Here is a 14,862-nt window from a genome sequence, read left to right on the forward strand (position 1 = left end):
TCGTTTCCGTTCACAGCAGTCCCCCGCCCAGTACGTGACTCGCCAGCCCGATCACCACGGGCACGATGCCCAGGCAGACGAAGGCGGGCAGGAAGCACAGTCCGAGCGGACCCCCGATCAACACCCCGGCCCGCTCCGCGCGCGCCGCCGCCGCATCCTCGACCGCACCGCGCCGCTGCTCCGCCAATTCGCCCACCGCCGTGGCCAATCCGGCCCCCGAGCGCGCCGACCGCCGCGCCATCCGGGCCAGCGCCATCACACCGTCGTCCGCGCACCCGGCGGCCGCCTGCTCCCACGCGGTCACCGGATCCGCCCCCAGCGCAAGCAGTTCCGCCGCCCGCCGCAATACCGAACCCAGTGGCTCACCCGCCCCCGCGGCCACGGCCCCGGCAGCCGCCGCCGCAGGCAGCCCCGCGCGCAGGCAGGCCGCGAAGAGGTCCAGCGTCCCCGAAGTCCCCAGCGGATCGGCAATCCGACGCGTCGGGCGCGCTCGCGGTTCATCCCTCCCGGCACCGGAGCGCAGCCGCGCCAACCGCCGCCGTGCCGCAATCCGGCCCGGCTCGAACAGTAGGGCCAGGGCCGCGAACACCCCGGCCAGCGAAAGCGCGTTCACCACAACACCTCCCGCGCACGACACGGCACCGCGCGAGACCCCGGCGGGCCAGTCGACCGAGGCCGCCTCCCATTCCTGTGCCGTGCGCTCATCGCAGAACCCTTCTCGTGATGGCGTCCGTCCAGAGCAGACCGGCGCAGCTGAGGGCGGCCCCGAGCGGAAGCAGATAGGCGCCCGCCGACGAGACGAAGAGCACGTGCAGGGGCGCGGCCCCCATGAGCTGCCCCAGCGCTATCCCGAGGAGCGGAAGTAGTGCCAGTACCGCCGCCGTGGCACGGGCTCCGGCCAGAGCAGCTGCGGTTCGATCGCGAAAACGTCTGCGGCCCAGTAGGTCCAGCCGAGTCGCCGCGAGCAATTCGGCCAGCGCCAGACCATGCCGATCCGCGACCTGCCACGCATCCGCGACCCGGGACAGTTCCTCCGGTACAGCGGTCGCGGTGCGCCGGAACGCATCCGCGCCGGATCCGCCGAGCCGACTCCGCGCGGCACTGACCGCGAAACGCGCGCCATCGGTCCGGTGGTCTCGACCGCCGCGACCTCCGCCGCCGCACTGGGATGCGCACCGATGCGCAGCTCCCCGATCACGGCCTCCAACCCCTCCAGCAGCTGCGCACTCTCGGCCGCCCGCTCCCGATCCGATCGAGTCCGTCGCCGGCGCAATACCAGCGTCCCCAGAACCAAGCCCCCGGCAACCAAAGTCCCCACCCCGACGAAAAACACCACCGGAAACGCCGCAACCGCGGCCAGCCGACCAGCCGTAACGTGCCGAGGCAGGCGAAACCGGCCGTCGCGCCGAAATATTTGCGCGAACCGTCGCCGCGCGGCGGACTCCGGAGCGACAACCAGCGCCAGCGCGATACAGCCGAGAATCGAAGCAGGGTGCCCCACAACCGAAGTCATCGACCACCTCCAGGACCTGAGAACGATGCGCCGACGCGGCGGCAGACATCACCGCCGGCTCTGCCGATCCGCGACCCGGTAGCCCGGCCCTGCGACCGTCCGAACCACCCCGCTCCCCCGAAACTCGAACCGGACTCCAGCGACGCCGATACAGATGCGGCGCGATCCACGAGCGCGGTGGCGTGGTGTTCATGTGGAATCACCTGTTCCCGCCGTCGCGTTCGGTCGCCACGTGAGGCACGCGAAACAGCGTGGTACTCGGGGGCGGTCATTGATCATCACCACCCGCGGCGGGCGGAGGAGACGCTCGGTGGTTGGTGCAGCGGATTCGCCAACCGGGGCGTAGGCCGGGCGGCTGGCTGTGACGCCAGTGAAAAAGCTTGCCGCAGCGTTGATCTCGCATGGGACAGTGCTCGTCGGTGCAGCAGTCGGGTTGCGATTGTGGCGGAACGGAAGGGTGCCGATCCGGGCCGTTCGATGCGGCGGTCATAGCTCGTCCTTTCACTGCGGAGCTGAATAGCATTGGAGTAGAGAGCTTTTGGATGAGTCGCGCCACGGTCATGAGCTATGTGGACGCGTAGGCCGGAATGGAGGGCCTTCGCCGAGGCCGAAGGGCCCGGGTAGCGTTCCCAGTTTCGTCAGCGGCTCGAGCGGGGCGGGATGCCCGGGCTATAGCGCGGTTCTGTCGTCCAGTAGGGCGTTTAGGGTTACGGCGGCGGGAGTGGGGCGGCGGTCGGCGGACCAGGCCGGGATTATGTCGATTCGGGTGGGGGTGGGGATGACCAGGCCGATTTCGCGGAGGGTGCGGGTGCCGTCGGGGTGGCGGTGGACGTGCAGGATTACTTGGATGGCGGCGGCCAGCTGGCTGTGCAGAGCGTCGCGGGACATGCCGCCCAGGGCGGCGAGGGCTTCCAGGCGGGCGGGGACTTCGCGCGGGGAGTTGGCGTGGACGGTGCCCGCGCCGCCGTCGTGGCCGGTGTTCAAGGCGGTGAGGAGGTCTACTACCTCCGCGCCGCGGACTTCGCCGACCACTATGCGGTCGGGGCGCATGCGCAGGGCTTGGCGGACCAGGTCGCGGACTGTCACCTCGCCCGCGCCTTCAACATTGGCGGGGCGAGCTACCAAACGAACCACGTGCGGGTGGGGTGGGGCGAGTTCGGCCGCGTCCTCGACGCAGATGATGCGTTCGGACGAATCGACCTTGGCGAGCAGACCGGACAGCAAAGTGGTCTTTCCGCTTCCGGTCCCGCCTATCACCAGAAAGGCGAGTCGGGCTCGAATTATCCTCTCCAGCAGCACTTTCGCGTCTGGCTGGATCGCACCGGAGGCGGCGAGGGCATCAAGACCCTGCGAGGCGGGGCGCAGTATGCGCAGGGACAGGCAGGTGCCACCGTGCGCTATGGGCGACAGGACCGCGTGCAGGCGAACCCCGAACGAATTTCCCAGGGCCGCTTCGGTTCCCGAGAGTCTCCCGTCCACCCACGGTTGCGCGTCGTCGAGCCGGCGTCCGGCGGACAGCGCCAAACGTTGAGCCAGCCTGCGTACCGACGCCTCGTCTTCGAAGCGCACTGGCGCTCGGCACAGGCCGTGACCGCGATCCACCCAGACCGCATCCGGGGCGGTGACCAGCACATCGGTGACATCGGGGTCATGCAGCAGCGTTTCCAGCACACCCGCGCCCGTCATCTCGGTCTGCAACAGCCGCAGAGCCCGCAGCAAATCGGTATCGCCGAGCACCCCGCCCGCCTCGGCCCGAATGGCGGCCGCCACCCGTGCCGGATCCGGATCACCCGCGCCATCGGCCAGGCGCTCACGCACCCGATCCAGCAGTTCGGGCGTGACCAGGGCGCTCATCCCCGAGCTCCCGCCAATGCCGATCCAATTCGACTGGCCCGCAACGCACTACGGTGACCCAGTTCGGTCAGCACCAAATCGGCCGCAGTGCGCAATGGGCCACGCCGCTTGATGGTGAGACCACCGCGCTCGAGACGTTCGGCCAGACCCGGCTGCGGGGGCAACGCGGCGAGCAGCGGCAGGCCCAGGGTCTCGGAAATCTCCCGCCCGCGCAGCCCTCCCGGCGAAGGTCCACGAACCAGCAAGCGCACGTGTGGATTTCGCCGCGCCAGATAGGCGGCCGCGGACTCGGCCGCCGCGATGGCGCGCAACCGCGCGGGCACCACGAGCACCACCAGATCCGCCGCATCGAGCACTTCCTCGGCGTGCGGGCCGCGTTCGGCGGATACATCGCAGACCACCAGATCGCCCGCACCCCGGCCCGCGTCCAGCACCGCCCGCACCGCCGAGGGCGCGAGTTCTGTTGCGGAGAGCCCTCTTCCACAGGACAGCACCGCCGCGCCACCGATACTCGGAAGGGCGTCATGCAGGGCCGATGCGGACACCCGCCCGTCCTCGATCACCAGATCCGGCCAGCGCAGACCCGGCACCCCCTCGAGGCCGAGCAACAGATCGATCCCGCCGCCGAAAGGAGCGGCATCCACCAGCAGGGTATGCGCGGGTTCTCGACCGGCCACGAAATCGCCGCGCCCCCAGACCGAACCGCTGCGCATCGAGGCCGAAACACCTTGTCCCGCAAACACATCACCCTGCACACCGGATATCTCGCCACGGGTGGATGCCGATCGAGCGGGTGATCCGGACACACCGCCTCGCACTCCAGGTGCATCGCCGCACATCGCACCCGAGCCTCCATCTGATCCGAACGCATCATCTTGTGTGCCAGTGGCGTTGCCTCGCATGGCATCCGCACCGCCGCGCGATCCGAAGGTGCCGCCCCGCGAGCCGGTCGCGCCTGCGCGTGTGACCAGCTCATCGCGACCGGGGGCGTGGGGTGATGCGGAGATCCGGCGTGGATGGGTAGTGCCGACGCGGGGATGGCCGGTGTGACGGGTGCGGGCGGCGCCGGCCAGGGCGATGGCGGCGGCGAGGGTTGAGGCACCGGCACCACCTGCGGCTCCGGCCACGGCGACTACCGCTCCGTCGGCGGAGCCGGGCTGGTTGCCGGTGGTGAAGGCGGTGATGAGGATGGGGGCGGCGGCGGGGAGCGGGAGGACGTTTTCCGCGCCGAGTTCGGTGGCGGTTTGCCAGTCGAGCAAACCCGGTTCACCGTCGGTCACCAGGAGGATTCCCGGGCGGCGGGTGGATCCGGCGGATATGCAGCAACGGGCGGCGGGGGTGTCCAGGACTATGACGGGTGCGGCGGCCCAGGGGTGGCGGGCGACGGGTGCGGTGCGTTCGTCGAGGGGGCGGTCGGCGGCGGCCGCGATGCGGCGCACCTCCTCGCGCAGGCGCGGGTCGGACAGCAGGGCGAGGGCTCGTGGCGAGTCATCGGTATGAGAGTCCATGCAGGTCAGCGTCGCCCAGCGCGGAGCGCGCCGAAAGAGGGGAGATAGCGATTGTGGATAACACGGCGGGCTGTGGATAAAGACCCGGGTACCCAAGTGGGACAAACAGTCCCGAGATAGAGGACGACCCCAGCCGGGGGGGGAGGAGGCTGGGGTCGTCGGGTTCAGCCCCGGGGGGTCGGGCTGAACGCGCCTGGAACAAGTCCAGGTATCTGCGATACTACACCCAAGCCCCGCCGGGTTTGCAAGTCCGCCGGGCGAGTCTTTTTCCCGTGGACCCGGCTCCGCTTCCCGCTGGCTAACCCGGGCAAATGGGGAAATATCCGGCATCGAGCGCACCGCGACACGCGGCCGTCACTCGCGAAACATATCCTGGACGCCGTGACAGCCGAACGTGGACGAGTGGCCGCTTTCTTCGATCTCGACAAGACGGTGATCGCGAGGTCGAGCGCCTTCGTCTTCAGCAAGCCGTTCCTGGACCAGGGCCTGCTCAGCCGCCGTGCCGTCCTGGAGAGCAGCTATGCGCATTTCCTGTTCCTGCTCTCGGGCGCGGACCACGATCAGATGGAGCGCATGCGCGAACATCTGACCCGCATGGTCGCGGGCTGGGATGTGGATCAGGTGCGCTCGGTGGTCGCGGAGACACTGCACGACATCGTGGATCCGCTCATCTACGCCGAGGCCGCGGATCTCATTGCGGACCACCGGATTCGGGGCCACGACGTGATCATCGTCTCGGCGTCCGGCGAGGAGATGGTGGCCCCGATCGCGCAGGCGCTGGGCGCGGATCACTTCGCCGCCACCCGAATGGTGGTCCGGGACAACAAGTACACCGGCGACGTCGAGTTCTACTGCTATGGCGAGGGCAAGGTGGAGGCCATCGAAAAGCTCTCCGCCGCAAACGGTTACGACCTCACCAAGTGCTACGCCTACTCCGATTCGGTGACCGATCTGCCGATGCTGAGCGCGGTCGGGCATCCCACCGCGGTGAATCCGGACCGGGCGCTGCGCCGGGAGTCGGTCGCGCGCGGCTGGCCGGTGCTGACCTTCGAGAACCCGGTATCGCTGTGGGCGCGCATCCCGCAACCCTCCACCACGACCGTCGCCGCGAGTGCCGTGGTGGCGCTGAGCGCGTTGGCGGCGGGCGCGGTGAGCTACCGCCTGCTGCGCCGCCGGCGGTAGTCGGCCGGGCGGCCGTGCGAATGAAAACGCCAATGCACAAAAATGCCCGACACGCCGAGTTTTGGAATGTTTCCCCAGGTCTTGATGTGAGGGCGGTCACAGGGTAACAATGGACGCACGGAAGGACGGAAGGCCAAGATCGGATCGGAAGAGAAGATCCGGTTTCCCATCCCATCCCTCCCAGCACGGACACCAGGCACCCACGCGGAGCACGCCGCGAAAGGGCAACGAGTAGTTGTGGGCCTGCGTTATCCGAGGATTCGGCGGTAATGCCTCGCAACTGTGCGGGGACGCTCCGCACCGGACCCGGAGAGCTCGCCGAGGCCGTAAACACAACCCGAGAAGCACGCTTGGTAACCAGGCGATCCGTGCTATGCGGGCGGTGAGATCGCGAAAGCGATTACGCCGCCCGCTTTGATGTCCGGACTCAGCCCGCCGCCGAATCGGCGATCGAACGGGCTTCGCGCGCACCGTCTTCCAGCGCGCCGCTGGTGAAGATCACCCAGCCGCCCACTCCTGATTCGGTGCCCATACCGAAGGCGGCGGCCGCGTCCAGGTACGCCTGGCGACGCCGCAACCAGAACACTTCGGGCACGCCGAGGCTGTGCGGGTCCAGCCCGCTGGACACCGCCACCAGTCGGGAGGCCGCGCGCGCGACGATGCCGTCACCGCTTCCGAACGGTCGCAGCGCGAGCAGTTCGCCGTGCACGATGGCCGCGATCACCGGTGCGGGGGCCTTGGTGGCCTGCACGGTTTGCGCGAGCAGATCCAGCCGCTCGGCCACGCCGGGCACATTGCGCGGGCGGCCCAGCAACTCCTTGTCCTCGACCATGTCGGCCGCCGCCAAGAGGTGCAGGCGGGCCAGCGCCTGCAGCGGAGCTCGTTCCCATACGCCGACCAGGGTGCGCAGGGCATCGCCGTCCAGGGCCTGGCCGACGCGCAGCGCGCCCGCGAGGATCGGATCCTCGACATTGCCGTCGGCGGGCAGATCGATGGTGCCGCCCTCGATGGCCGCCGAGGATCGGGCCGCCCGTACCGCCGCCTCGGCCGCCGTCGTCGGCCAACCGCGCCGGTTGGCCTGGTGCCGGTGCACTTCGGCGAGCGCGTCGCGCGCTTTGTCGGCGGCCTCGAGCACACCGGGCAGTTCGACGAGTGGCTGTAGCGGATCGGTCACGAGATACGAGGCTACTGGGCGGTCACATATCAGCTGACGAGCAGGTCTCGGCCCGGGATGGCATCCAGGAGTCGTTGCGTATACGGGGATTGCGGGGTGTCGAAGACGTCGGTGGTGGGCGCGGCTTCGACCACTTTGCCGGACTGCATGACGACGACGTTGTCGGCGATCTGGCGGACCACGGCCAGGTCGTGGGTGATGAAGAGGTAGGACAGGCCCAGTTCGGCTTGGAGTTCGTTGAGCAGTTGCAGGATCTGGGCTTGGACGAGCACGTCCAGGGCGGAAACGGCCTCGTCGCACACGACGACCTCCGGGGACAGGGCCAGGGCGCGGGCGATGGCCACGCGCTGGCGCTGACCGCCGGAGAGTTCATTGGGGTAGCGGCGCATGACCGAAGCGGGCAGCGAGACCTTGTCCAGCAGGTCGCGGACGGTGGCTTCGCGTTCCTTCGAGGTGCCGATGCCGTGCGTGCGCAGGGGTTCCTCGATGGTGCGGTAGATGGAGTACATGGGGTCGAGGGAGCCGTAGGGGTCCTGGAACACCGGTTGGACGCGGCGGCGGAAGGCAAGTGCCGCTTTGGAATTCAGGGTGGCGACCTCGCGGCCGTCGAAGGTGACGCGACCGGAGGTTGGCTCGAGCAGGCCCAGAACCATTTGCGCCACGGTGGATTTGCCGGAGCCCGATTCACCGACGATGGCGGTGGTGGTGCCACGTTGCAGCCGGAACGAGACATCGTCCGCGGCAACGAGTTCGGTGGATTTCCACGGGGTGCTGCCGCGGATCTTGTAGACCTTGGTGAGGTTCTCCACCGTGAGCACATCGTCCGGCGCACCGGCGAATTCGGTATCGGCCTCGGCGAGCTGACCCGCCACCTGAACCGCCTGCGCCCGTACCTCGGCGCGCTGCCGCACCGAGGAAAGCCGCTGCGAGGCCAACGACGGCGCGGAGTTCACCAGCTTCTTGGTGTACAGATGCTGCGGTTCGCGCAGAATCTGTCGCGCCGGACCGGATTCCACCACCCTGCCGCGATACATGACCACCAGGTGTTCGGCGCGTTCAGCGGCAAGCCCGAGGTCATGGGTGATGAGCAGCACGGCGGTGCCGAGCTCACTGGTGAGGGTGTCCAGGTGGTCCAGAATCTGCCGCTGCACGGTCACATCCAGCGCGGAGGTGGGCTCGTCCGCGATGAGAAGCTCTGGGCGGCAGGACAATCCGATGGCAATGAGCGCACGCTGGCGCATACCGCCGGAGAACTCGTGCGGATACTGGTTGACTCGATGCTCGGCGTCCGGCATCCCCGCCTCGGTGAGCAACTCCACGGCACGCTGTTCAGCAGCCTTACCCTTGGCAATACCGTTGGCCTCCAGCGTTTCCCGAATCTGGAAGCCGACCTTCCACACCGGGTTGAGGTTCGACATGGGGTCCTGCGGGACGAACCCGATCCCCTTGCCGCGCACGCCGACGATCTCGCGTTTGGATACCTTGGCCAGGTCCCTGCCGCCGAACACGATGGAGCCGTCGGTGATTCGCCCGGTACCCGGCAGCAGATCGATGATGGCGTGCGCGGTGGTCGATTTCCCGGAGCCGGATTCGCCCACGATGGCGACGGTCTGGCCGGGGTACACGGTCAGGTTCACCCCGCGCACGGCCGGAATCTGTTTGCCGTCGGAGGTGAAGCTCACGTTCAGGTCGCGGACTTCGAGCAGTGGTTTATCCATATCGGTCACCTCTTCCGGGCCTTGGGATCGAGGGCATCGCGGACGGCGTCACCGAGCATGATGAAGCTGAGCACGGTCAGCGCGAGCGCGGTCGCGGGATAGAACAGGATGGCGGAGGTGCGAATCTCCTTCTGGTCCACCGCGATATCGGATCCCCAGGACACGATCTGCCGGGACAGTCCGACGCCGAGATAGGACAGCGTCGCCTCGGTGACGATGAAGACGCCGAGCGAGATGGTGCTGACCACGATCATCGGCCCGGCCGAGTTGGGCAGTACGTGCCGCAGTAGCGTCCGGAATCTGGATACGCCCAATGCTTTTGCCGCCGTGACATATTCGCTGTTCTTGGCTTCGATGACCGCGCCCCGGGTGATGCGGGCGGCCTGCGGCCAGGAGAACGAGGCCAGGGTGATCATGACGGTCCAGATGGTGCGCGAGGACAGCATCTGCATGAGCACGATGGCGGCGAGCATGAGCGGCAGCGCGTAGAAGATCTCCGCGATTCGGGAGATGATCGAATCGAAAAGTCCGCCATAGTATCCGGCGATCGCGCCGAGCGTCCCGCCGATGAGCACGAACAGCGCGGTGGAGCCGATACCGGTCAGCACCGACGCCCGGGCCCCGTAGACGGTGCGGGCGTAGATATCGCAGCCCTGTTTGTCGAAGCCGAAGGGATGTCCGCTGCCCGGCTTGTGCATGCTGAAATCGCCGTTGCAGTACCGCGGATCCTGGTTGGTGAACAGTTCCGGCCAGGCCGCGACCAGCACCACGAAGATCAGCAGCAGTGCGGCGATGACGAAGATCGGATTGCGCCGCAGCTGCCGCCAGGCATCGCGCCAGACGCTGGTGGGTGCGCCGGATTCGTCCAGCCGGTCGGTGGCCAGCACCTCGACCTCGTCCGGCGGTGCGACGAAATGTTCTTGTCCCGCACGAGTTTTCGCGATCTCAGGCATAGCGGATCCTCGGGTCGAGGGCGGCGTAGAGCAGATCGACGAGCAGATTCGCCAGCAGCAGTATCACGATGAGCACGGTCACGAAGGCCACCACCGTTGGCGGTTCGCCGCGCACGATCGCCTGGTACAGCGTGCCGCCCACACCCGGGATATTGAAGATGCCCTCGGTGACGACCGCGCCGCCCATCAGGTAGCCCAGATCGGTGCCGAGGAACGTCACCACCGGGATCATCGAATTGCGCAGGATGTGCACCACGATGACGCGTCTGCGGCTCAATCCCTTCGCGGTGGCGGTGCGCACGTAGTCGGCGGTCATGTTCTCCGCCACCGAGTTTCGCGTCAATCGCAGCACGTACGCGAAGGACAGTGACCCGAGTACGAAGGCGGGCACCAGCAGATCGGTGAAGCCTGCCTTCGCGCCGACCGTCACCGGTGCGATACCCCATTTCACGCCGAGCAGATACTGCGCCAGGAAGCCGACCACGAAGATCGGCACCGCGATGATGACCAGGCTCAGCACCAGCATGGTGGAGTCGAACAGTTTGCCCTTGCGCAGTCCGGCGATCAGGCCGAACGTAATGCCGAAGATCGCCTCGATGCAGACCGCCATGATGGCCAGCCGGAAGGTGATCGGGAAGGCCCGGGCCAGCTCGTCGCGCACCGGCCGTCCGGAGAACGAGGTGCCGAAGTCAAGGGTGACAATGCCTTTCAGGTACTCCAGGTACTGGATGAAGAAAGGCTGATCCAGGTGGTAGCGGGCACGCAGCGCCGCCTCCACCGCCGGGGTCATCTGCCGGTCACCGGCCAGCGCCTGGATGGGGTCGCCGGGGATCAGGAAGACCATCGAATAGATGAGCAGCGTGGCGCCGAGGAAGACCGGGATCATCTGGAGCAGCCGCCGCACGATATACCAAGCCATGGTTCACTCCATCGAATGGCGGGAGCGGTTGCGGTGCAGTGGAATCCACCACACCGCAACCCGTTTCCCTAGCAGCGGTTTACTTTTCGATGTTCTCGAAGTCGAACAGTCCCGACCAGGAGACGTCGGCCTTCTTCACCTTGTCCGAGCGGCCCGCGGCGACGTTGTAGTCGAAGACGGGGATATCGGCCATATCCCGGAACAGCACGCCCTGCGCCTGCGCCGCGATGTCGTACGCCGCCTCCGGTGTCGGAGCCGCGAGGGCCTTGCTCAGCAGTCCGTCGAATTCCGGGCTGTTGTATCCGGCGTTATTGGTTTCCGAGGTGCTCAGGTACAGCGCGGTGAGGAATTCGAACATGGACGGGTAGTCGCCCTGCCAGCCGTACCGGAACGCCTTGCCGATGGTCTTGGCCTGGATCTCGTCGCGAATGCTCTTGAACGTCGGGTAGGGCGCGCCGACCGCGTCGATGCCGAGGGTGTTCTTGACGCTGTTGGCCACGGCCTCGATCCACGCCTGATGGCCACCGTCGGAGTTGTAGGCGATCTGATAGGTCCCCGACCACGGCGAGATGGCGTCGGCCTGCGCCCACAGCTTCTTGGCCTCGTCCGGATTGAATTTCAGCACCTCGGAGCCGGGCAGTCCGTCACGGAAGCCGGGCAGGGTGAAGGCGGTGAAATCCTTGGTGGGGACGCGGGTGCCGTGGAAGATGTTGGTGGCGATCTGTTCCCGGTTGATGGCCATCGAGATGGCCTTGCGGCGCAGCACGCCCTCGGGGCCGGAGAAGTGCGCCAGATTCGGCTGACTGCCGATGTGCTGGCTGTACGCGATCGGCTTGTGGATGGCGCGGTCGCCGAGGTCCTGTTCGTAGGTGGCCAGCGCGGTATCCGGAATCACGTCCAGCGCATCGAGATTGCCCTGCAGCAGGTCGGCGTACGCGGTGTCCATATTCGCGTACATCTTGAAGCGCAGGCCCTTGTTCTTGGCCGGGCGGCCGCCTTTGTAATCGGGGTTGGGGGTCAGCTCGATCTGCACATTGTGTTGCCAGGCACCGGCATTGGCGAACTTGTACGGGCCGTTGCCGATCGGGTTCTCGCCGTACGCCTTCATATCCTTGTATGCCGCTTCGGGCAGCGGATAGAACGGCGCGAAGCCGAGCTCGAGTTCGAAGTCGATGGACGGCTGCTTCAGTTCCACGGTGAAGGTGTGGTCGTCGACGACCTTCAGACCGGACAGGGTTTGCGCCTTGGGCGGGGTGGCGGCGACGTCCTCGTAGCCGAGGATCGGCGTGAACGCCCAGTTCTGCAGTTGGGCGTTGGTGCCGAGCGCACCGTAATTCCAGGCGTCGACAAAGGATTTCGCGGTGACCGGGGTGCCGTCGGTGAATTTCCAGTCCGGCTTGATGGTGATCTTGTAATGCTGCCGGTCGGTGGTCTCGATGGACTGCGCCATCTCGTCGTGCGGGGTGCCGCCGCCGTCGTAGTACTTGAGTCCGGCCCACAGCCGGTCCACCACGCGGCCGCCCATGTTCTCGTTGGTGTTGGTGGGCACCAGGGGATTCTGCGGTTCGGCCGCGTTCACGCTGACCAGGTCATCGCCGCTGCTGCTGTCCGAGGAGCAGCCGGTCAGCGCGAAGCTCGTGGCCATCAACGCTGCGGCCGCCACCGCGGTTATCGTCTTGATTCTCAACGCATTTCTCCCGGTGTCCGGAAATGGCGAGGGGAAGGTGACGCGCGCCGGAGGTCCTTCAGCGCTCATCCACGATCCGCCTTGGGTGAAACGGACAGTAACCGTCCGGACAGCGGGTGTCAGCGGATCGAAACGGGATTGTTCGCCTTGTTAGCAATCCGGCAACATGAGCGACTCGCGCGGGGGGCCTTACCTGACACATTGCACAATGCCCGGTCCAGGTGGTTCACGGTTCATTCACACGCCGGGTGGGAATGTCCCGAATGCACAGAGTGGGACCGAAGGCGACAGCCGGGCACGACGCAGATCACACTCGGTTAGGGTCGAACGTGGCCGCGGTCACCCCGTGGCCGGCACGCGCGAGAGAAGAAGAGAGAGATGACCGAAAGCACCGCCGATCACCTGGATGCCTATCCACCGAGCGCTGAGTTCGCCGCCTCCGCCAACGCCGACGCCGCGCTGTACGAGCGGGCCGCGGCCGATCGCGAAGGGTTCTGGGCCGAACAGGCGCGGCGCCTGCACTGGGCGCAGCCGTGGACGCGTGTCCTGGATTGGGATGACGCGCCCTTCGCCAAATGGTTCGTGGACGGCAAGCTGAACGTCGCCTACAACTGCGTCGACCGGCATGTGCTGGACGGGCACGGCGATCAGGTCGCCATCCACTGGGAGGGTGAGCCCGGCGATTCGCGCGCCATCACCTATGCCGAACTGCTGGCCGAGGTGTCGCGCGCCGCGAACTATCTGACCTCGATCGGACTCGTGGCCGGGGATCGCGTCGCCATCTACATGCCGATGCTGCCCGAGGCCGTGGCCGCCATGCTGGCCTGCGCGCGGCTGGGCCTGCCGCATTCGGTGGTCTTCGCCGGATTCTCGCCCAGCGCGCTGCGTCAGCGCATCGACGACACCGGGGCGCGGCTGGTCATCACCACCGACGGGCAGTGGCGGCGCGGTAAGCCCGCCCCGCTCAAGGAAGCGGTGGACGAGGCTCTCGCGGACGGGAATTCGAGCGTCGAGCAGGTGCTGGTGGTCAACCGCACCGGGATCGACACGCCCATGACCGCGGGCCGCGACGTGTGGTGGCACGAGACCGTCGCCGACGCCTCGCCCGAGCACGAGGCGCAGCCGTTCGATGCCGAGCATCCGCTGTTCATCCTCTACACCTCCGGCACCACCGGGAAGCCCAAGGGCATCCTGCACACCTCCGGCGGCTACCTCACGCAGGCGTCGTACACGCACAACTACGTCTTCGACCACAAGCCCGGCCAGGACGTGTACTGGTGCACCGCCGATATCGGCTGGGTGACCGGACATTCGTACATCGTGTACGGACCGCTCGCCAATCGCGCGACCTCCGTGCTGTACGAGGGCACACCGAATTTCCCTGACGAGCACCGGCATTGGCAGATCATCGAGAAGTACGGGGTGTCGATCTACTACACCGCCCCGACGCTGGTGCGCACATTCATGAAGTGGGGCAGGGAGATTCCCGACGCGCACGATCTGTCGAGCGTGCGCGTGCTCGGTTCGGTCGGTGAGCCGATCAACCCCGAGGCCTGGCGCTGGTACCGGGATGTGGTGGGCGCCAACAAGACTCCCATCGTGGACACCTGGTGGCAGACCGAGACCGGCACCATCATGATCTCGCCGCTGCCGGGCGTCACCGCCGCCAAGCCCGGTGCTGCCATGACCCCGCTGCCGGGCATCTCGGCCAAGGTCGTGGACGAGGAGGGCAAGCCGGTCGTACTGGGCGAGACCGAGGCCAACGGGTACCTGGTGCTCGATGAGCCGTGGCCGTCCATGCTGCGCGGCATCTGGGGCGATAACGAGCGGTACCGGGAGACCTACTGGGCGCGCTACGGCGACCAGGGCTGGTACTTCGCGGGTGACGGGGCCAAGCTCGATGCCGACGGCGATCTGTGGGTGCTGGGCCGCGTCGACGACGTCATGAACGTGTCGGGCCACCGCATCTCCACGGCCGAGGTGGAATCGGCGCTGGTCGGGCACTCCGGCGTCGCCGAGGCCGCCGTTGTCGGCGCGTCCGACGAGACCACCGGGCAGGGCATCGTCGCGTTCGTGATCCTGACCGCGGGAGCCAAGGACACCGGGGATGACCTGGTGGCCGAGCTCAAGGCCGAGGTCTCCCGCGAGATCTCCCCCATCGCCCGCCCGCGCGAGATCCACGTGGTCCCCGAGCTGCCCAAGACCCGCTCGGGCAAGATCATGCGCCGCCTGCTGCGCGATGTGGCCGAGGGACGCGAACTGGGTGACACCTCAACCCTGGTGGACCCCAACGTTTTCGAGGCGATTCGCGCCGGTAAGGCGTAAAGCGCTCACGCACAACGGCATCGGCCCCA

11 protein-coding genes are annotated in these 14,862 nt (G+C 67.4%); 2 read left to right on the forward strand and 9 right to left on the reverse strand.

Features of this window, described 5'->3' with window-relative positions; all coding sequences use genetic code 11:
• Positions 1 to 10: 10 nt before the first annotated feature.
• From ACFVUS_RS19370 to ssd, 4 genes are all read right to left on the reverse strand, one after another.
• On the reverse strand, positions 11 to 616 hold the full coding sequence (locus ACFVUS_RS19370; RefSeq protein ID WP_387767747.1) for a type II secretion system F family protein: 606 nt from the start codon (positions 614 to 616) through the stop codon (positions 11 to 13).
• 228 nt (positions 617 to 844) lie between these two features.
• Positions 845 to 1,513: a hypothetical protein gene (locus tag ACFVUS_RS19375; RefSeq protein WP_387767750.1), complete on the reverse strand. Its 669-nt coding sequence runs from the start codon at positions 1,511 to 1,513 to the stop codon at positions 845 to 847.
• A gap of 669 nt (positions 1,514 to 2,182) precedes the next feature.
• Positions 2,183 to 3,367, reverse strand: a complete 1,185-nt coding sequence (locus tag ACFVUS_RS19380; RefSeq protein ID WP_387767753.1) for a TadA family conjugal transfer-associated ATPase — start codon at positions 3,365 to 3,367, stop codon at positions 2,183 to 2,185.
• On the reverse strand, positions 3,364 to 4,875 hold the full coding sequence (gene ssd / locus ACFVUS_RS19385) for a septum site-determining protein Ssd (protein ID WP_387767756.1): 1,512 nt from the start codon (positions 4,873 to 4,875) through the stop codon (positions 3,364 to 3,366). Before ssd ends, ACFVUS_RS19380 begins: the two co-directional genes overlap by 4 nt.
• Positions 4,876 to 5,256: 381 nt before the next feature.
• On the opposite strand from ssd, the gene ACFVUS_RS19390 reads away from it, so the two are divergent.
• Positions 5,257 to 6,057 (forward strand): HAD family hydrolase, encoded by an 801-nt coding sequence (locus tag ACFVUS_RS19390; protein WP_387767759.1) that lies wholly within the window; start codon positions 5,257 to 5,259, stop codon positions 6,055 to 6,057.
• Positions 6,058 to 6,484: 427 nt separating this feature from the next.
• Here the strand turns inward: ACFVUS_RS19390 and ACFVUS_RS19395 are convergent, their stop codons facing one another.
• The 5 genes from ACFVUS_RS19395 to ACFVUS_RS19415 form a co-directional block, all read right to left on the reverse strand.
• Positions 6,485 to 7,231 (reverse strand): oxidoreductase, encoded by a 747-nt coding sequence (locus ACFVUS_RS19395; protein ID WP_387767762.1) that lies wholly within the window; start codon positions 7,229 to 7,231, stop codon positions 6,485 to 6,487.
• Between the two features lie 29 nt (positions 7,232 to 7,260).
• Positions 7,261 to 8,949, reverse strand: coding sequence for a dipeptide ABC transporter ATP-binding protein (locus ACFVUS_RS19400; protein WP_387767765.1), 1,689 nt, complete (start codon positions 8,947 to 8,949; stop codon positions 7,261 to 7,263).
• Positions 8,950 to 8,954: 5 nt separating this feature from the next.
• Positions 8,955 to 9,902, reverse strand: coding sequence for an ABC transporter permease (locus ACFVUS_RS19405; protein WP_387767768.1), 948 nt, complete (start codon positions 9,900 to 9,902; stop codon positions 8,955 to 8,957).
• Positions 9,895 to 10,821, reverse strand: coding sequence for an ABC transporter permease (locus ACFVUS_RS19410; protein ID WP_387767771.1), 927 nt, complete (start codon positions 10,819 to 10,821; stop codon positions 9,895 to 9,897). The genes ACFVUS_RS19405 and ACFVUS_RS19410 overlap by 8 nt, the downstream gene beginning before the upstream one ends.
• Positions 10,822 to 10,900: 79 nt before the next feature.
• Entirely contained in the window at positions 10,901 to 12,466 is a 1,566-nt protein-coding gene (locus tag ACFVUS_RS19415) for an ABC transporter substrate-binding protein (protein WP_387770008.1), read from the reverse strand.
• Between the two features lie 420 nt (positions 12,467 to 12,886).
• Here ACFVUS_RS19415 and acs point away from each other — a divergent pair, with 420 nt between their 5' ends.
• Positions 12,887 to 14,833 carry an acetate--CoA ligase gene (gene acs / locus ACFVUS_RS19420; RefSeq protein WP_387767774.1) on the forward strand — a complete coding sequence of 649 codons (1,947 nt, stop codon included), beginning with the start codon at positions 12,887 to 12,889 and terminating at the stop codon, positions 14,831 to 14,833.
• Positions 14,834 to 14,862 lie beyond the last annotated feature (29 nt).

The organism is Nocardia sp. NPDC058058, from assembly GCF_042885355.1.
Classification (GTDB): Bacteria; Actinomycetota; Actinomycetes; order Mycobacteriales; family Mycobacteriaceae; genus Nocardia.